Annotated in this window: 19 protein-coding genes and 2 pseudogenes; 16 read left to right on the top strand and 5 right to left on the bottom strand. The window is 38.6% G+C overall.

What is annotated here, in order from left to right; translation table 11 throughout:
• Positions 1 to 97 precede the first annotated feature (97 nt).
• The 3 genes from E0E36_RS23300 to E0E36_RS28420 all read left to right on the top strand — a co-directional run bounded on the left by E0E36_RS23300 (position 98) and on the right by E0E36_RS28420 (position 2,310).
• Positions 98 to 1,267: an alpha/beta hydrolase family protein gene (locus E0E36_RS23300; protein ID WP_130857958.1), complete on the top strand. Its 1,170-nt coding sequence runs from the start codon at positions 98 to 100 to the stop codon at positions 1,265 to 1,267.
• Between the two features lie 291 nt (positions 1,268 to 1,558).
• Positions 1,559 to 1,936 (top strand): hypothetical protein, encoded by a 378-nt coding sequence (locus tag E0E36_RS23305; protein WP_130857959.1) that lies wholly within the window; start codon positions 1,559 to 1,561, stop codon positions 1,934 to 1,936.
• Positions 1,937 to 1,995: 59 nt separating this feature from the next.
• The gene (locus E0E36_RS28420; protein ID WP_423213035.1) at positions 1,996 to 2,310 is read left to right on the top strand and encodes a hypothetical protein; all 315 of its coding nucleotides are present in this window, start codon (positions 1,996 to 1,998) and stop codon (positions 2,308 to 2,310) included.
• A 67-nt stretch (positions 2,311 to 2,377) separates the two neighbouring features.
• Here E0E36_RS28420 and E0E36_RS23315 read toward each other — a convergent pair whose 3' ends face one another.
• Both E0E36_RS23315 and E0E36_RS23320 read right to left on the bottom strand, forming a co-directional pair.
• On the bottom strand, positions 2,378 to 3,148 hold the full coding sequence (locus tag E0E36_RS23315) for a LytR/AlgR family response regulator transcription factor (protein ID WP_242627377.1): 771 nt from the start codon (positions 3,146 to 3,148) through the stop codon (positions 2,378 to 2,380).
• Positions 3,136 to 4,146, bottom strand: a complete 1,011-nt coding sequence (locus E0E36_RS23320; protein ID WP_130857961.1) for a sensor histidine kinase — start codon at positions 4,144 to 4,146, stop codon at positions 3,136 to 3,138. The genes E0E36_RS23315 and E0E36_RS23320 overlap by 13 nt, the downstream gene beginning before the upstream one ends.
• A 199-nt stretch (positions 4,147 to 4,345) precedes the next feature.
• On the opposite strand from E0E36_RS23320, the gene E0E36_RS23325 reads away from it, so the two are divergent.
• From E0E36_RS23325 to E0E36_RS23355, 8 genes are all read left to right on the top strand, one after another.
• On the top strand, positions 4,346 to 5,671 hold the full coding sequence (locus E0E36_RS23325) for a TolC family protein (RefSeq protein ID WP_130857962.1): 1,326 nt from the start codon (positions 4,346 to 4,348) through the stop codon (positions 5,669 to 5,671).
• 34 nt (positions 5,672 to 5,705) lie between these two features.
• Complete coding sequence (locus E0E36_RS23330; protein ID WP_130857963.1) at positions 5,706 to 6,809, top strand: efflux RND transporter periplasmic adaptor subunit; 1,104 nt, start codon at positions 5,706 to 5,708, stop codon at positions 6,807 to 6,809.
• Positions 6,810 to 6,814: 5 nt separating this feature from the next.
• Entirely contained in the window at positions 6,815 to 9,913 is a 3,099-nt protein-coding gene (locus E0E36_RS23335) for an efflux RND transporter permease subunit (RefSeq protein ID WP_130857964.1), read from the top strand.
• 53 nt (positions 9,914 to 9,966) lie between these two features.
• Positions 9,967 to 10,830: a DUF6268 family outer membrane beta-barrel protein gene (locus E0E36_RS23340; RefSeq protein WP_130857965.1), complete on the top strand. Its 864-nt coding sequence runs from the start codon at positions 9,967 to 9,969 to the stop codon at positions 10,828 to 10,830.
• A gap of 92 nt (positions 10,831 to 10,922) precedes the next feature.
• The gene (locus tag E0E36_RS28090) at positions 10,923 to 11,324 is read left to right on the top strand and encodes a phage integrase SAM-like domain-containing protein (RefSeq protein WP_278045576.1); all 402 of its coding nucleotides are present in this window, start codon (positions 10,923 to 10,925) and stop codon (positions 11,322 to 11,324) included.
• A 456-nt stretch (positions 11,325 to 11,780) separates the two neighbouring features.
• Positions 11,781 to 11,972, top strand: a complete 192-nt coding sequence (locus tag E0E36_RS28095) for a type 1 glutamine amidotransferase family protein (RefSeq protein WP_242627379.1) — start codon at positions 11,781 to 11,783, stop codon at positions 11,970 to 11,972.
• A gap of 48 nt (positions 11,973 to 12,020) precedes the next feature.
• On the top strand, positions 12,021 to 12,455 hold the full coding sequence (locus E0E36_RS28100) for a type 1 glutamine amidotransferase family protein (RefSeq protein ID WP_242627380.1): 435 nt from the start codon (positions 12,021 to 12,023) through the stop codon (positions 12,453 to 12,455).
• Positions 12,456 to 12,748: 293 nt separating this feature from the next.
• Positions 12,749 to 13,867 (top strand): alkene reductase, encoded by a 1,119-nt coding sequence (locus E0E36_RS23355; protein WP_130857966.1) that lies wholly within the window; start codon positions 12,749 to 12,751, stop codon positions 13,865 to 13,867.
• 454 nt (positions 13,868 to 14,321) lie between these two features.
• On the opposite strand, the gene E0E36_RS23360 is transcribed toward E0E36_RS23355, so the two are convergent.
• Entirely contained in the window at positions 14,322 to 15,170 is an 849-nt protein-coding gene (locus tag E0E36_RS23360) for a helix-turn-helix domain-containing protein (RefSeq protein WP_130857967.1), read from the bottom strand.
• Between the two features lie 90 nt (positions 15,171 to 15,260).
• Here E0E36_RS23360 and E0E36_RS23365 point away from each other — a divergent pair, with 90 nt between their 5' ends.
• Positions 15,261 to 16,259, top strand: coding sequence for a sugar phosphate isomerase/epimerase family protein (locus E0E36_RS23365; RefSeq protein WP_207303800.1), 999 nt, complete (start codon positions 15,261 to 15,263; stop codon positions 16,257 to 16,259).
• Between the two features lie 244 nt (positions 16,260 to 16,503).
• Here the strand turns inward: E0E36_RS23365 and E0E36_RS28105 are convergent.
• A pseudogene (locus E0E36_RS28105) lies at positions 16,504 to 16,727 on the bottom strand (helix-turn-helix domain-containing protein); the annotation flags it as partial.
• Positions 16,728 to 16,851: 124 nt separating this feature from the next.
• Positions 16,852 to 17,310 (bottom strand): annotated as a pseudogene (locus tag E0E36_RS23370) (winged helix-turn-helix transcriptional regulator).
• Between the two features lie 191 nt (positions 17,311 to 17,501).
• Here E0E36_RS23370 and E0E36_RS28425 point away from each other — a divergent pair.
• From E0E36_RS28425 to E0E36_RS23390, 4 genes are all read left to right on the top strand, one after another.
• A complete protein-coding gene (locus E0E36_RS28425; protein ID WP_130858046.1) occupies positions 17,502 to 17,651 on the top strand; it encodes an alcohol dehydrogenase catalytic domain-containing protein in 150 nt (49 codons plus the stop codon).
• On the top strand, positions 17,652 to 18,089 hold the full coding sequence (locus E0E36_RS23380) for a zinc-binding dehydrogenase (RefSeq protein WP_130857968.1): 438 nt from the start codon (positions 17,652 to 17,654) through the stop codon (positions 18,087 to 18,089). It begins immediately after the preceding gene.
• Positions 18,090 to 18,161: 72 nt separating this feature from the next.
• A complete protein-coding gene (locus E0E36_RS28430; RefSeq protein WP_423213036.1) occupies positions 18,162 to 18,335 on the top strand; it encodes a zinc-binding dehydrogenase in 174 nt (57 codons plus the stop codon).
• Between the two features lie 266 nt (positions 18,336 to 18,601).
• Entirely contained in the window at positions 18,602 to 18,979 is a 378-nt protein-coding gene (locus E0E36_RS23390) for a tautomerase family protein (RefSeq protein WP_130857969.1), read from the top strand.
• The last annotated feature ends 63 nt before the right edge of the window (positions 18,980 to 19,042 follow it).

Consider the following 19,042-nt stretch of genomic DNA (forward strand, 5'->3'; position numbering starts at 1 on the left):
AATGCCTGCTTATAGGGCAGGCTTTAGCAAATTTTCAACTTCTCATGTGCTGCTTTTGCCATCTTCATATAACGGTATAGTTGATAACAAAAAGATTATGCAGAACTTTTCAATAAAAACGATCCTTCATGTTTTATTATTTGCCTTATTTACCCTTCCATGTTATGCCCAACGCGAGTTTATCAGAAACATAAATGGGCACAGCAGAAATTACCTGCTTAATGCGAGTCGTACAACAGAATTCCCAGTTAATTTACCATTAATCATTGTTTTGCATGAAAATGGGTCAAGTACGGAAATCATTTACAGGTCAATTAAAACACATCTAAGTGATATCAATGCCGCAATTGTATTCCCTCAGGCGTTTAAAAAAAATTGGGGTTCGGATTCGGCTTCATTAAAGAATGACCAAGACTTTATCCATGCAATTATTAATGATATGTACCTTAATTTTAGAATAAACCGTAACAAAGTATACCTTCTAACCAGTACAGAGGATAAACATACAGGCGACAGGATAAAAACAGCTTTAAATACACAAATTGCCAGTGTACGGAATTCCTCGCTGAGCGATACATTATTGCTGATCAAGGATTTGAAGGGGCTGGCAAACAACTACATAACTACTTCTTCGGTTTTTACCATTGCACGTGATCCGGAAATGGAAAGGCTGGCAGATTCAGCAAATAACATCCTATTGAAAAAAAGATTAGTGATCAGTTTTCAACCAGGGCTATTTTTTATGTTTGGGTCTGCAAAATCTGGTAGTGAAGATAAGAGTTATATGGATATGAGCGGGACAAATAGTTATTTAGGTATTAATGTTACTTCCTGGGTGAGCGATAAAGTCGGTTGTTTTATTGACCTCTCTTTCCTGAAAGGTCCTCAAAAAATTGATCTTGCGGGGGAATCTTTAAGGGTTGAGGGCGGGGGCATTGTTCCGGCCACCTTAGGTGTGAAATATAATTTTCTTAAAAAAAACAAAATTACAACGTATGCATTGCTGGGAGTGGGGGCGGTTTATATTTCTGCGAAATGGGGGAGAATCAAAGATCCAAGTAACATTAATCTTAACACAAAAGGTAGGACAGCTCCATTGTTACAGTCAGGAGTAGGATTCAATATAAGGCCTAGCAAACGTTTACTTTTTGGAACACAGCTTGCTTATTTTCATTCTACTAACTTTGAATCGGTTGGAAATATTACATCCGTTCGTGGGCTTAATGCCATTGCGTCCATTGGTTATGTAATAGGAGCAAATAAATAGCTAATAGTTCATGTAATTGAAATGGACTGTTGAGATCCAAATTTGCCCGCTTCATGCATATTTTCTAAAACAGATGGTAAACTCCAATTTATCTTTGGAGAAAGAAAAAGATCCAATCACTTTGGGTATAAGAAGTAGTGCAAGTTACAATGAATGATTTATGGTTTGAAGTTGAATTATGGACGTTTTAGTCGCTTATTTGTCCGTTTAATGGCTAGAAACAAGAATTTGAAATATTTCACAAGTCTTAATAATAAATAAACAATTCAGTAATCTTAAAATTTAAACATCATGAAAAGAAAATTAAAAGCCTTCCTTTTCTCATTATCTTTGGCTTCGCTACTAGCGTTTGCCAATCATTCCCAAGCGCAGCAAGAAAAAACAGCTATTGCCAAAACTTTGACTGACACCTTGAACAGTCAGTTAAAACTAACGGCCGATCAATATCCGAAAGTATTATCGGTTAATGAAAGCTTTATATCTAAAAGCCAACAGATTAAACGTGAGGGCGGCAATAAGCTTTCGCAGTTAAAAAAAATGAAAACGGTAGGTGAAGAGCGGAACAAGTCTTTAAAGATGCTGTTGACAGACGAGCAATATCAAAAATACCTTGCTCACCAAAAGGAAAATAAGGAGATGATGAAGGAACATTTTAAGGAACTTCATTAAACGTATAGAAGATTTCTTTTAAGAGAAGAATAATAACTGAAATTTAATCCAGTAAAATCATGAAAAAATTCGTTTTTATAGCATTAGGTCTGGTGGTCTTGGGTTCTAACAAATTAAAAGCTCAGACAACCGTTGTTCACCGTACTAGCCGAACAACAACAGTGCATCGATCCTCTGCAGTGGTCGTCAAACCAAGGCCAGTTGTGGTTGCTCCACGGCCAGTAGTGGTTGCACCTGCTCCGGTAGTGGTTGCGCCTGCTCCGGTAGCAATCGCAGCAGTTGCTATTGGAGCTGTGGTAGCGGCAACCCATCCAGCTCCTGTGGTTGTTGCTTCGCCTGGGATAAGGTGTTCTACAACAGTAATAGTCAGATAAATAATAGTCAGATAAATTTTTAATAGAATAATCATTTAAATAAGGGAGGTGTCAATACCTCCCTTATTTAATTTCCTTCCAACCAACGTAAAAAACCTGAAGCTTTTGCTTTGCTGATCAAAACATTTTCAGGTCCCTTATAACACAGATGAACGATCAACTTTCTCGAAAAAAAACGTTCCACATCAACAATAGCGTTTCTATTGACAATAAACTGTCTGTTCGCCCTGTAAAATATTTGGGGATCCAATGTGCGTTCCAATTCGTCTAAACTGCTGGAGATATAAAAATGCTGCTGATTTAAGGTGTAAATATTTGTAACTGTCTTATCCAGATAGAGAAAAGCTATGTCTTTAACCTGCAATGGGATGATCTTTCCACGCTGCTCTACCAGTAGGGCTGTTTTATAAGGAACCCTTAACTGCTGCGATAACTCACCAATAGCGGCTTTCGTTTTTTGAGGTTCAAAGACCTGTTTTAACTTCTCAAATTTTTGTAGTGCGTTGGCGACTTTTTCCTCGGTTATAGGTTTCAATAAGTAGCTAACTGCATTGGTATCAAATGCTTCCAATAAGTATTGATCATAGGCTGTGCAGAATATGATAGGGCTTTTTACCTCCACCCGTTCATAAATATCAAAACATGTACCATCTGCCAGCTGTATGTCAGAAAATATCAGATCCGGTTGGTCTTCCGAGGATAAAAAGGCTACACCATCTTCTATATTATCAATAATAGCTTGAACGAAAATCTCCTGATCAATTTTAAGAAGGATTCGTTGCAATTCTTTGGAGGCATGGATTTCATCTTCTATTATTAAAACTTTTATATGTTGCATAAGGGTAATTTTACAATAAATATTTCCGATGTTTTTTCGATAAGAATATCTTTTCCAAACAGTAATTGGTAACGTTGCATTAGATTACTCAACCCTATTCCACTTGAATATTGTGTCGAATTCCTGGGTCTGAAATTATTGCTTACGATAAGTTGATCAGGACTTTTTGTCCATACTTTGATCTGTAAGGGACTATTAAGGGAAGCAATGTTGTGCTTAACGGCATTTTCAATAAGCAGTTGTAAAGTCATTGGTGGAATTCGATGTTTTATCAGATCGGAATCAACCTTTACTTCGATATTTATAGCATCGCCCAAGCGTGTCTTCAGGATATATAGATAAGATTCCATAAAGGATAGCTCCTGTTCTAAAGTTGCCTTATTCTGTTTATTGTAGGCTAACATATATCGGTATACATTCGCAAGTTCAGAGACAAAATCCTTTACACTTTTTTCCTGAGTAAGGGAACTAAGGGTGTTTAATGTGTTAAATAGAAAGTGCGGACTTAACTGCTCCTTTAATGAAGAGATGTCGGCCACTAATTGTATCTGTTTTAACTTTTCAATCTCTAGGCTGTGTTGCTGTTTTTCATATAGTAATAATAGGTAGTAAAGTATAAAAAATGTGAAACCACTTACCAAAACACCCCTGACGAAAAGATTAATCGTTTTATTATCCCCAAAAATTTCAGGAAGTTTCATTCCTTCGCCAAAAAAAACAATAAAAAGATAATCGTAAAGAAAAACGGTGGCTCCTATCCCGATTATACTGATCGTTGAAAAAAGATAGGACAAATACTGCGATCGGATTTTTTGTTGTTGACGCAATAAAGTCTGATGGAGATACCAACAGCCTAAGCCAAAAGAAAAATTATATAACAAGTTTTGTATGACAAAACTAAAGGCCAGTTCTTCATTTCGCAACATTCTAAATGACTGCCCTAATAATGATAAGCCCAGGCAAATGACAATACCGAAGGCCCAATTCTGTTTCTTCATAGTGTAAATCTACGCATTTTAGAAAGGTATTTAATTCAATTTTCGCTTAAACGGGCATAAATGAATGTGAAGCGGACAGACAGTTAATCTTATTACTTGCCTGTTTCACGAACCATTTTGCCCGTCTCTAAAAATAAATGCTTTTAAACAAGGAGAAGCTTTACGTCATTTGCACCAATAATTTATATGATACAATACAATGAAGTATTTTATTTCTATGTTTTTATTGGTTATCGTGCTCAGTGGAAAGGCCCAGACAAAGATGACTTTAACCCAGTGCGTGGAGTTTGCGCTTACCAATCATCCTTCTGTACAGATAAACGCAACCAATGTCGCTATTGCAAGGGAAAAATCAAAACAGGCTATAGCAGACTATCTGCCGCAAATTTCGGGTTCATTTACGACTATGGACAATATGCGCTTACAAACGACTGTATTGCCAGCAGGAATATTTGGTCCAGATCCTACGGAAGCACAGTTCGGGACAAAATACAATACCAATGCTTCAATTGATATCAGTCAGACGCTTTTCGATGCATCAAAAATTGCCGGCATCAAAGCTAATAAACCATACGTGGAAATGACTGACTTACAAAAACATCAAAATGAAGAGCTGTTGATGTACAATACGGCTAAGGCTTATTTCCAGGTAATGATTTTTAAGGAACAACTTCAAGTGTTACTTGAGAACAAAAATAAATATGAGAAAATGGTGGATGTATTGCATCACCAATATAAAAATGGAACAGTGCTCGAAAAAGATGTGGATAGGGTAAAGGTTAATTTGAATACCACTTTGTACCAGATTGAAGACGCAATTACTAAACAACAGCTTGCCATGAATGCACTTAAAAACTCAATGGGGATGGATATGAACAATGATATAACCTTGCAAGCAGATATGGATTATGAACTGCTTGTAAGTAATAGTATGCAAGATGTTTTAGATCTATCCTTACTTACCGAATATCAGTTAAATGAAAAATCTATAGATCTTCAGCGAATTAACCTGCAGGCAAGCAAAGCGGCATACCTCCCTACTTTAAGTGCAGTAAGCAGGTTCGGTACTCAGTCGTTGAACAATGATTTCTCGCAGGCTTTTGATCACTGGAATAGTTTTTCTTACGTAGGCCTTTCGTTAAAGGTGCCTGTCTTTACTGGCTTGAAAAGAAGAAGCAAAGTGAAAGAAGAAAAGTTTAAACTTAACAACGAGCTAGCCAATTTCGATTTCAATACACAAAATTTACAATTGGCTTTTGAAAATGCCAAAACATCGGTAGGAACTGCTTACACAAGTTATAGAAGTAATTATGACAATATGGTGTTAGCGCAAAAACTGTTAGATGTGACCGACTATCAGTATCAGCATGGTGTAGTTAGCTTAACCGATTACCTGAACGATGACTCGGCCTACAAGAATGCCCAGAGCAATTATGTAAGTAGCCTCTATCAATTGATGATTACAAAGCTCGATTATCAGCGGTCCATAGGAAAATTGCCAGAATTTATCAGTCAAATCAATTAGTCTATAAACATTAAATTAATCATATAGTTTTAAAATGAAAAACATCATTATACCCCTGGGTATTGTATCAGGCATTGTTTTGCTTATTATTTTAGTACTTGCTAACAACAAAGAAGCGCTTAATAAGGCCAATACACCTGTAGATAGATCTAACGTGCCAGTTGCCGTAAAAGTAAGCAACGTAGAAATTCAACCTTTGGAAATAAACGTCAATTATCCTGCGACCCTTCAGCCGTCCGATGAAGTAAAATTATATGCTCAGGCCAGTGGAATAATCTCTTCCTTAAATCTTGGATTAGGCCAAAAAGTTGGTAAAGGCCAAGTGCTAGGTAAGCTGGATACCAGGATACTGGAAATTAATTTGCAAGAAGCATCGACGAGCTTTAAAGCGGCTTCTTTGAATGCAGCGAAGTTACTCGATGATTATACAAGGGCTAGGGATTTATATGAGCATAAAGCTGGTTTGGAGGTAAACATGCTGGCTGCAAAAAACAGTTATGAAAACGCGCTGAGTTCTCAAGAAAATGCTCAACAAAACATTGCGCTAATCCAACAACAAATTGCCAACTCAAACATTGTAGCACCAGTGAGCGGGATTGTTTCTGCTCATAATGTGAAACAAGGTGAGTTTATCAATCCGGGCACCCCTCTTGCAACGATAACGAACATCAACACCTTAAAAGCAACAGTGTTTGTTGATCAAAATACAGCGTATCAGTTAAGCCTTGGTCAGCTAGCACAGATCAGTTCTACTCTTTTTAAAGAGCGTAAGTTTCAGGGAAAGGTGATTTATATCAGTCCTGTAGCCGATATTAATCATAATTACCAGATCGATTTGATGATAACGGATAAAGGAGGGATTGAGCTAAAAGGTGGCACCGATGTCCATGTAGCTTTTCAGACTATTGCCAGAAAAAAAGTACTTCAAATACCTAAATCTTCTTTGATGACAGACGCTTCTGAACCTTACGTTTATGTCGTCGAGAACGGAAGGGCCATGACAAAGCAAGTTAAAGTCGGAGTTTCGATGGAAGACCGTGTGGAAGTACTTTCAGGATTGATTAAAGGAGAGCAGGTTGTTACAGCCGGCCAAATTAATTTAAAGGAAGGCAATATCGTTAACATCATTAATAAATAACAACCATGTCTTTAACAGAAATATCAATTAAACGACCTTTGCTCATTTCAACAGTATTTGTTGCTTTGATCCTTTTCGGAATAATTGGCTATACAAGTTTAAACTATAACCTTTTGCCAAGTTTCTCTACCGGCAATATTGTTGTTAAGACGATATTGCCAGGGGCCTCACCGTCCGAAATTGAGCAAAAGATCACCAAACCGATAGAAGAAGCTATTAGTACAGTGGAGGGTATTGACATTGTTACATCCAGCTCTCTTCAAAACGTTTCGTCAATTGCTGTCACTTTAAAGGCTGATGTGGATGATATTTTAGCCCAACAGGATATTGAGCGAAAAATCAATCAAATCAAATCTACATTGCCTGACAACATTGAAGACCCGGTAGTGAACCGGATTAGTACAGATAATTTTGCTATATTAAATCTATCTGCTAAGGCAAATCTGGATGACAAAGATTTATATGAATTGATAGATAAGGATATAAAACCTAAACTTAGCAATGTCAAGGGTGTTGGAGACATTATCATTACCGGCGGTCAGAGCAAAGAGATAAAAATTTTGTTAAGTAATGAGAAACTTCAATTATACCAGCTCTCTGCTAAACAGGTTTATCAGCTTATTTCAGCCAATACCTCTTCCGTTCCTGGAGGAAATATTAGTAGCGATAAGCAGAATCTTTCAATTTCTATTCATGCTGATTTTGAAGATTTAAAAACACTGAATGAATTGGTTATCAGAGACAGCGGATCAGGTAGCCGTATCTTGCTTTCAGATGTGGCGGAAATTATCGATGGGCAGGAGCAGGTGGAAACACTCAATCGGATCAACGGACATCCTGGTATTGGAATTCAGATTTTTAAAACTAACGATGCAAATGCTGTGCAGGTGAGTGAAGAGATTAAAGAGGTATTGTATGGATTGAAGACGATATATGCTAATCAGGGCTTTGATTACCAAATTGCATCAGACCAGTCTGTATATACGTTGGAATCGGCAGATGCTGTAATGCATGATCTTTTTTTGGCAATACTGATTGTCGGCTTTGTCATGTTATTGTTCCTGCATAGCTTACGCAGCTCCTTCTTTGTTTTGGTTGCTATTCCTTCTGCCATGATTCCTACGTTTATCGTTATGTACGCTATGGGGTTCTCTCTTAACCTGATGACATTACTTGCATTGTCTTTGGTAGTAGGTATTCTGGTAGACGACAGTATCGTGGTGCTTGAAAATATTTTCCGCCATTTGGAAATGGGAAAAGACAAGCGAACAGCAACTTTGGAGGGGCGTAACGAAATTGGCTTTACAGCTGTCGCCATTACGCTGGTAGACGTAGTGGTGTTTTTGCCGATGGCTTTTGCTGGGGGTCTAATTGGCAATATATTAAGGGAGTTTTCTGTTGTGGTTGTCGTGTCGACTTTAATGAGCTTACTGGTTGCCTTTACGGTTACACCCATGCTCGCATCTCGATTTGCCCGACTTGAACATGTTAACAAGGAAAACTTATGGGGACGTATTATAACGGGTTTTGAAGCATTTTTGAATCGCTTGAAAGAAAGGTATGGTGCATTGTTACACTGGGTTTTATCGCATAAACGGTACCTTTTTGGCGTCATTTTCCTTTTGATGATCGGAAGTATCGCGCTTGTTCCTACCGGATTTATTGGTGCATCTTTCACTGGAAGCAGTGATAGGGGGGAGTTGGCTATTCAATTGGAAACGGCTGCGGATATGCCAATTAAACAAACAAATTTACTAGTCAAGGAAGCAGAACGAATAGTGCTCCAATACCCTGAAGTAAAGACCGTATATACTGTTGTAGGTACCCAAACCGGTGCCAAGGGAAATGCCGAAAATGTGGGCGAGCTTTCGGTAACACTAGTTGATAAAACAGAAAGGGATTTCAACACCGATGAATTTGGTACGATGGCCAGAGAAGCCATTGAAAAAATTCCTGGTTTGCAGGTAACCATTATTCCTACGGGTATTACAGGAGGGGTACGAGCCCCTATTCAAGTAGTTGCTAAGGGGACACAGACAGACAGTGTTTACAAAGCTGCATCTATATTGAAAGATCTTGTGTCGCGGACTGCTGGTTCTGATTATGTCCGTTTCAGTACGAAAGGTTTGGTAAAGCAAATTAGCATTACCCCTAACAGGGAAAAAATATCTTATTTAGGTCTTACCTTACCGGACGTAACGCAGAGCATTCAGCTTGCTTTTAATGGAAATGACAAGATCGATTATTTGGAAAAAGATGAAAACTATCAGCTTAAAGTTGAGCTTGATCAAATTAGTAAACAAAACATTGATGCGGTTGGTAATTTGTCCTTAACCAACAAAAATGGACAATTCATAAAGCTCTGGCAGGTAGCCGATGTTGAGGAAGTAAGTGAACCGGAAATATTGGAACGTACTGATAGGCAAAACTCAATTACTGTTAGCTCTTCGGCAGTTGGAAGACCTACTGGAGATATTGTGAAAGAGATAAAAGAGAAATTAGGCCTCATCAGGTTGCCTTCAGGAATTGAAGTAGAGTTTCTAGGAGATGCCAAAAACCAATCCGAAGCATTTACCAGTTTAGCCTTTGCTCTAATAATAGCGATTGTGTTGGTATATATGGTTATGGTTAGTTTGTATGAAAGCCTGATTTATCCTTTTGTAGTGATATTCTCGGTACCGGTAGCCTTAATAGGCGCTTTACTGGCTATAGCACTGACCATGAATCAGCTGACTATTTTTACCATTATAGGTATGATTATGTTGTTGGGATTGGTAACTAAGAACGGTATTCTGATTGTCGATTTTGCTAATCATCTTAAAGAACAGGGAATTACTATTACCGAGGCCCTGGTTGAGGCTGGTAAGGAACGCTTAAGACCTATTATTATGACCACCTTCGCGATGATTCTGGGAATGCTCCCGCTTGCCCTATCTCAAAGTTCGGGGTCTGAGTTTAAAAATGGTATGGCTTGGGTGCTCATAGGGGGGTTGACTAGTTCCTTTTTATTGACCCTTTTTATTGTTCCTGCTGTGTATATGGTGGTCGAAAAGCTCAAAGAGAAGTTCTCCAAGGGCGAAAAACAGAAAACTGCCACTGCTTAATCACTTTAATAACTGTTCACATTTCAAATTATATGAAGTATATTATTTTTTTTATGATCTTGATAACAAGTTCAGATCTAATGGCACAAGACCTCAAATTGGCAGGTGTGGAATATTTTAGCTACCCTAAAGCGGGAATTAAAGACGCTGACGGAAATACGAAAATAGGTTTTAGGGAATTTGGCGCTTATGTCAATTTTCCTAAGGTATTAAAAAATAATAAAACAATTATCGTAAACGGGTTAAGCTATGGTTTTGTCGAGGCTAATCTGTTCGACGCTGATTCGGGAAATGATTTTGAGCGTGACTTTCATCGGATCAGTTACAACTTTATAGCAATACACCAACTACAGAATAATTGGACGCTGACAGCAAGATTATCTCCAACATTAGCAAGTGATTTTAAAGAAAGCTTAAGTTGGGACGATTATATCATGCAGGGGTCCCTTATGGCGGTTAAGCGCCTTAATCCCTACACTAGTATTGGTGGTGGATTCGTGTATACAACCAATTTGGGGACACCTTTACCTTTACCCGGCTTTCAGATGCGCTATGAAAAGGGCCGGCAGCATCTACTCATCTTTTTACCTGCGGTTATTGATTATGGCTATCAGTTGGACGCCGCAAATAAATGGAAGATAGGTTTGAGAACGGGTTTAAATGGAGCCAATTTTAATGTGTCAACCAGTGATAACTACATAGGATCGGAACCAGATCGATTGAAGTATTTCCGAGCAAATGTTGGCCCTGTTGTCAACTATAAAATCACCAATGTGATTCAGTTAGAAGCTTTTGGGGGTCTGAGTGCGATGCGCAAGTACCGATTTGAAGATCATCAGGGAAATGAATCTAAATATGATTCTGAAAGAAGTTCATTTATTAATATCGGGATAGCAATAGTGCCTTCAAGAAAGTGATCTTTAAAATATCATCTTGTTACTTTAATTCCAGAAAAATTATTGTATATCTGAATTAGCGATATTCTAACCGTTACTTTTTTAATCGCAATGTGTATTTGATTAAAGGTCAAATTTGGAGTGACAAAACGACTTTGTTTAGTTTTTATTTACACTGGGAGGATATGGCGTTTCGGGAACTTACCTCAGACTTTGCCAGGGACTTCGACTTCTTTCTACGCATAGATAAGGAATGTAAACATAACACGATTTGGATTTATACGATTCCGGTTATTGATTTGGCGGAATTGGCGATTAAGAAAGGCTTGATTCGACAAACACCTTTTGAGGATTATGAAATCAGCATGGAAGAAACTGATGACAATAGATATCTTTTAAAAGAGGATGTAGAAAAGTTAATGTTTCTAAAGTCGTCCCGGTTCAAAATACGAACCTGTAAAGGAACTCTTTATTTTGAGTTGCTTTACAGGCTTTCTTATATTGATATTCAATAGTTGAAATGGAGCAACATACGGCATTTCATTGGTAGCTACCGATGGATCATATGCAGAAGGAAAAAATCAACCGTTGCCTCAAACTTCCGATAATTGGAAATTCCGAAACGTATTATTGAGAAATAAAGGGGTGTTAAACGAAAGTAGTATGTTTTTCTCGTTCCTTACAATGCTATTTACAAAAGGCACGTAAAGAAACTAATAGAAGAAGAGGAAAATATTACATAATAGAAAGTAACTTTTCATATTGCACGTCACACATTTGCTAAAATGTTCCTGAAAGCAGGTGTGCCACTTGGAAATCTTATTATGTGGAAGAATTAAATCTGGTTTACTTGTCTAAATTATCCCTGTAATCATTAAATTCGGTTTGTTGTTCAGAAGCCCCTTGCTCAATCTGTCTTATATCAGGATAAGAACAAGAAAATACTGGTAGTCTGCACCGAAGAACGTTATATGACGATGCAAAACGGGAAGAAGTTTTCTGCCGGAAATCATCCTGTAGAGACCTTGGTGCCGATGCTGCATCTTGCAACAGCCGGATTTGATGCCGATATTTTCACCCCGACAGGAGCTCCCGTAGCCATAGAGATGTGGGCAATGCCTTCTGAAGACGAGGCTGTGAAAGTAATATTTGAAAAATATTAATCGCAGTTTGAAAACCCGAAAAGTTTAAAAGATTTTGTTACCGGTGCTATGCAATCTGATGTAGAATACGTTGCTATATTTTTACAGGGCGGTCACGGCGCAATGTTGGGCTTGCCAGAAAGCGATGATCTGAAAAAAGTCACCCATTGGTCTATAGAACAGGACAAATATATTTTGGCGATTTGCCACGGAAAGGCAGCTCTATTAGCGGCGGCATATAACGAAGCTCCTGAAAACTTTCCGTACAAAGACTATCAGATCATATCATTTCCTGATGTCATTGATACCCAGATACCTGTTATTGGGTATGTTCCTGGAGAGATGCCTTGGTTTTATGGTGAAAAATTAGAGGCTTTGGGTATTGAGATTTTAAACATAGACATCTCCGGAGCCTGTCACACGCACAGAAAACTCGTAACAGGAGACAGCCCGCTTGCTACCAATAATTTTGGTGAAATGAGCGCAGAGGTTTTATTGAAGTAATAAAGTCTACACCTGATGTAAATAAGGTAAGTGGAAAATATTTTCACAATAAGAAGCCTGCTGAAGTAGCTGAAAAATAATAATTGGAAGCTATACGAAACAATAGTTTGGAATTATTTTGCGTAAAAATCCAAAGATAGGATCAAAGCAACACCTTTATATCCATATGATCATTGAAACAGTTCACTGTAAAAAGGAATAATGTGGTGAAGTAATATTACCAATAAATGAAATGATAATACATTTAAAATAGGGTTAATTGACTTACTTTTGTATAAAAAAACAGAATTTATATGCTATTCGAAACATTTAAAATAAAAAATATTGAGCTTTCCAATAGAATGGTGATGGCTCCAATGACACGTACGCGTTCAAAAAATGGAATAATGACAGAAATGAACGCTCAATATTATCAGCAAAGAGCGTCTGTAGGATTGATTATTACAGAAGGAACTTCTATTTCAGACAATTCAATGGGTTATCTATACGTTCCGGGAATTTACAACGCTGCACAAACTGAAAGTTGGAAGTTGGTTACCGATGCGGTGCATCTTAAAGGAGGAAAAATATTTACTCAATTATGGCATGTCGGCAGGGTTTCTCATATATCTAATCAGCCCAACCATTTTCAACCACTGGCACCATCTGCAATTTTGGCTAAAGACAGTACAGCGTGGGGCATTGAAGATGGCGTGGAAGGCCGCGTGCAGGTATCAATGCCGAGAGCTTTGGTAAAAGCAGAGATCCCGGAAATCATACAAGATTATGTAAAGGCGGCAAAAAATGCGATGCTGGCAGGATTTGATGGAATAGAGATACACGGTGCCAATGGCTACCTTATCGATCAATTCCTAAATCCAGACACGAATATACGCAATGACGAGTATGGAGGTTCTATAGAAAACCGTACACGTATTATGTTGGAGGTGATTGGTGCCATCTCTGCGGAAATTGGAGCAGATAAAGTAGGAATTCGCGTATCGCCTTACGGCACACAACACGATATGTCGCTATTTTCCGAGATTGAACAAACGTATGAATATCTTGCCCATGAATTTTCGAAACGAGATATGGCGTATGTGCATCTGCACGATCAAGGGCTGTTATACAACGACCATTTTGACTTTATAGAGAAATTCAGGAAATGGTATTCGGGGAATATTATTTTTGCGGGTTTTCTTACTAAAGAAAAAGCAGAGGGATTATTCACAAAAGGTTTGATTGATCTGGCCGCTTTCGGTAGGCCTTTGATTTCAAATCCTGATCTGGTGGAGCGTCTTAAACATGATTATCCGTTACATCCGGGAAACCGTGAAACGTACTATGGTTATAGCATAGAAGGTTACGTGGATTATCCAAGATATGAGGAGCTAAGCGAAGAAGAAAAACAACAGCTCTCTGGAAAGAATTAACGGTCTTTACAGGTCGTTCTTTGATGTTTTTAATTACAAGATCAGATAAAAATCCTCAAGAAAGCGAGGTGAAAATCAGTATTAAAGTAGGATAATTAAAACAAAAGATCGAAATAATAAATCTCCCAAGACTGAGATTTATCGTCGGTTAGTTTGGTTGATGTCGATTATTTACGGTGCTGTAGTTGCCAACAACTATTACAACCAACCCTTACTCGCATTGTTCATTGGCACTACCTCGGTAATTCCTCAACTTTTCTCTCTTATGGCTGCCGAACTGTCATCCGTATAAGGTAAGGCCAAAATATCGGAGCGGTGACGTATAGAATTTTAATGGGTATATACTTGTGTTATTTGTAGAACAGGTACTGTTCAGCAAGAGAATTGAACACTAATGATATAATATCTATTTGCAATTGATTAGCCTCGTTTTAGCTATTTCACATTCGTTGAATTATCGAGGATGGCTTAGGTTAATATTATACCTTTTGGGAGAATAACCCTTTATTTTTTTAAAAGTTTTTGAAAGGTGGCTGACATCAGTAAAACCAAACTCATCGGCAATCTGTTTCAGCTTTAGGCCGCCAATGCCCAGTCTTTTCTCTATCAGTGAAACGCGGTAACGATTCAGATATTCCTGATAGGGAATACCGAAATGTCGCTTAAAATAGTTGCTGAAGTAAGTTGGAGAAATATTGAAAAAGTTTGAAATCACCCTTACAGCAATTCTTTCCCTGTCGTAAATATTTTCGTGGATAAAAGAGATAAGCTTTTCGAAGTTAAATTCTTCTTTATGTAAGGACACTTTCCTCTCCTTCAGGATTTCTTTGATCATCCCAAAAATACTTAGCAACTGATAATATGCGATTGGAGAACTGCTGATTGAACGGTGCTTGCTATAAGCTATTAAATTATTTACCGTGGATTTCAGGATTTCATTACAAGGATAACTGATCACAATCTTTACTTCCTTCAGCCATTTCATCTCCATCAGGAATTCCGGTGATCCAATCTTAAATTCATCGGGGGCAAGATGCTTCTTACTTTCAAAATAACTTTCCGTGAATTTGATGTAGGTAAAGTGTGTTTCTTCCGCTATCACAAAGGAATGGTGTTCACCGGGAGAAATCAAAAACAGATCCCCGGACTCATAGCTAATTTTATCTTCGTTCAAATGATGGATGCCGTTACCCGAATGGATGTACACTAATTCATAATAAGTATGAGAATGGTGCGCGCAGGTAAAGTTTGCCTCCTTTGCATCTTCAATCACTAAGGGATCAAACTGGTTTAAAATTTTCATTTTTAAAATATTTATACCTATAAATGAAACAAAATTACAATATTTTATTGATTATGCAGACTAATTTTGTAGTATAATTTATCAATCATAATGAAAAGAAAAGATTTTTTAAAAGCTTCCGGTCTTACTACTCTGGGGTTGGCATTGGGAACACCGCTGCTTTCACGCGCCACGATTTCAGAAAGAATCGATAAAGATCAGAAAGAAAGAGAAAGTCAAAATAAAAAAGATATGGAAAATAAAATAGAATTGTTGGCCGCCTATTTTACCTTGAGTGGCGATGTGTATCCATTTGGTCCCACAGAAGTCAGTCCGTTTGACTTTAAATACCGGGTAGAGGCCGCTGCAAAAGCGGGTTATAAAGGAATGGGGCTTGTTCACGCTGACCTTTTGGCAAATATTGAAAAACTGGGATTGAAGGAGATGAAGAATATCCTGTCTTCGAACGGCATTCATAAAGTGGAGATTGAACAATTAACGGGCTGGGATGCTTCTAACGAAACTAAGAAACTGTCCGATGTGAAATTCAAAAGTATGCTGGAAATCGCCGAGGAGTTGAATGCTGTCAGCATTAAAATCAACGGCACTAACGGAAACGACGAAGATGAAAAGGAACTGCCGCAACTGATCGACGCTTTTGGAAAATTGTCGGAACAGGCAGGACGTGTTGGCACAAATATCGCTCTGGAAATGATGCCATTTACCAACATCAGGACATTGAAGACCGGAATTGCCATCGCTAAAGGTGCCAATCACAAAAATGGTGGTTTCATCATTGACGTCTGGCACATGACCAGAGGTGGCGTTTCATATGATGAAATTGCACAGACCCCTGTTCAATACATCAAATCCGTAGAATTAAACGACGCTGACCGCTATCCTATTTCACCATTGTGGCAAGACACCTTGCACCGTCGCCGACTTTGCGGAGAAGGCATATGGGATGTGAAAGGATTTATCAAAGCCATTCAAAAAACAGGTTATAAAGGACATTTTGGGGTAGAGATTTTGTCGGAAGTGGTTAGAAAATGGCCGTTAGAAAAAATGGCAAAAAGAACGTTTGAAACCACGATGAAACAGTTCTTATAATCTGGTTATGAACCGACCTTTTTAATAAAAACTAATAGACATGTAAAAGCTAAAAATAATCTCTTCAACCGTTCGGGATAATCGGAAAGGTTCTGATATGGCAGAATGGATAGAGAGACAGGCAAGTCAATTTGGAAAGTTTGAGGTGGAACTCATTGACCTTGCCAAACTTGATCTTCTTTTTTTAGAGATTCTAATCTGCAACAGGTAAAGGATTATGTTTATGATACAACGAAAAGTTGGAGCCGTACCATCGAAGATCTATTGCCATTGCAACAACGACTTTTTCTACATGCTCTTTCACTTGGTTCTTTACAATAGGCGTGCGTCTGCTGATTTCCTGAAGTGCAAATTCGCCGCCTGGTTATAAAGTTCCTAGAATCTCTAAAAGCTATCACGCGAATAGCCCATCACTTTACAGGCCTGTGATACGGTTCCTAAATGCTGGGCAAGTTCCAATATGCCCATCTTGTTTTTGATGATCTTTGTTTACATTGTCAGGAGTCTAATCTCTGTTACGTCTTTTAAATAATCGTAACTGTAAGATTAAATCGTGACCATCTCATTTGAAACATGCAATAAATTTCTCGATTCACATGCTTAATTGAATCTTACTTTCAGCAACGTTTGTCAGCTTATGTTTTGTACCCCAAGCATCTAGTTCTGTACAAATACACATCAAGTCCTTTCCAATTTCTGTGGATTCATATTCAACCCTTGGTGGAATCTCGGGATATACCATCCGTATAATCAATCCATCACTTTACATCTCACGCAACTGTAGGGTAAGCATGCGTTCGGTTATATTGGTGACTTTGTGTTTGATTTCACTGTACCTAAGCTTACCATTGTCCAGCTGCATCAATATCAGCAGCTTCCACCTGCCGCCCATGATGTCAAGGGCATACTTCAGATTGCATTCCATAAGCATCCTGCGGTTTATGCTATTGGTCGAGTTTTCTTTAATTTTTGTCATAACGTACATACCCATTGTATGGTACATGGGTATGTACGTACAAAAATAGATAAATAAAAAGTAAAATTGCACCATAATTTATACAATATAAAATGAATAGCAATTTAAAAACAACACGTATTGTCAGTTTCAGCCAGACTGGCGGGCCTGAAGTATTAAAGATCGAAAATGTTGAAATTACTATGCCATGCCCAAATGAGGTCAGGGTCAGTGTGAAAGCATTTAGCCTGAACCGCGCAGACACAATGTAAAGGCAGGGATATTACATTGAAACACCTGTATTTCCTTCAACACTGGGTTATGACGCTGCCGGCATCGTTGATGCCATAGGGCCTGGAGTGATAGGATTTGAGCTTGGCGATAACGTAAATATACTTCAAATCTTTTCGCTAAGTGATTACAGAACGTATGGGTAGATGGTTAATTTGCCCGCTCACACCCTGCATAAGTTCTCCGCACGATTATCATTTGAAGAAGCCGCGTCCGTGTGGACAAGCTATTTGTCAATGTATGGCCTGCTCATCAACTTGGCTAAAGTCCATGAAAACCAATTTGTCGTAATCAATGCAGCATCCAGCGGCGCCGGCCTTGCCGCTATCCAATTAACTAATTTGAGGGGTGGGGTATCCATCGCTATTACCAGTAACGAGGCAAAAAAGGCAGCTCTTTTAAAAGTTGGTGCAGCACATGTAATCGTAAGTTCAACACAGGATATAGCCGCGGAGATCCGCAGTATAACCGGTGAAAAGGGAGCCGATATAATTATTGACCCTGTGGGAGGGCCTGCATTTGCCAGTTTGGTTTCAGCAGTGGCAGAATTCGGGCAGGTATTTGTTTATGGTGCGCTCAGCTAGGAACCCACACTATTCCCATTATTAGACGTCCTGTTCGGGCGCCCTGTTATTCAGGGCTATTCGGCGACCGATGTGCTCGCCAACCCTGAAGTTTTGCAATCCGCTGTTGCATTTATAAGCGATGGAATTGAAAGCGGCAAGCCTGATATTGTCATATCAAGAACGTTGGGATTAGATGAAATTGTTGCAGCGACACGTTTCATGGAGTCCAATTCGCACGTTGGAAAAATTGTGGTAAAAATATAACGGATTTGGATCAGGCCACATCCGAAGCCCCATCCCCGTCCCCCAAAAAAATTTGGCCTCCTGGCTGCTTGATTCTGCTGCGGTTTAAAAAAAGTGCGGCGCGATTCCTATTGCGGAATTTTTAAAAAGTAGTGATAAATGTCAATTTCAAATTGTGCCATTTGACTTCGTTTATACCCTCCGCATGCACCTAATTTTGTCTCAGTAAATCACTCAAAAAGATTTATAATTAAATACAAATAGTACTAATTAAAAAAAAGAACATTATGCCATTTGCACGCATTGACCTACTTAAAGGTAGGACCGCAGAATTTCGCGCCGGATTGGCCGATATCGTTTACAAAGGAATCGTTGACGTATTAAAAGCACCTGAGGGTGACCGTTTTATCGTTATCAATGAGCACCCCGCCGAAAACCTGATTTATGATCAGCATTTTCTTGGTTTTGACAGGTCACCCGAATTTTTACTGATCCAGGTAACCAGTACAGTCGGAAACAACATCGAATCGAAACTGGCCTTTTTCAGGTTTTTGGCCGATGAGCTTACAAGTAAGCTTTCTGTCCGCCCTGATGACATTATGATCAACATGGTATATGTGGATCGATCAGACTGGTCATTTGGTAATGGTGAGCCTTGGGTCTAGTCCTTTAAGCAAATTTTCTGATGGGGTGCACGTAAGCGCTCCATCCTGGGTAACGCCATCCGT

Source organism: Olivibacter jilunii (assembly GCF_900607235.1).
Taxonomy (GTDB): domain Bacteria; phylum Bacteroidota; class Bacteroidia; order Sphingobacteriales; family Sphingobacteriaceae; genus Olivibacter; species Olivibacter oleidegradans.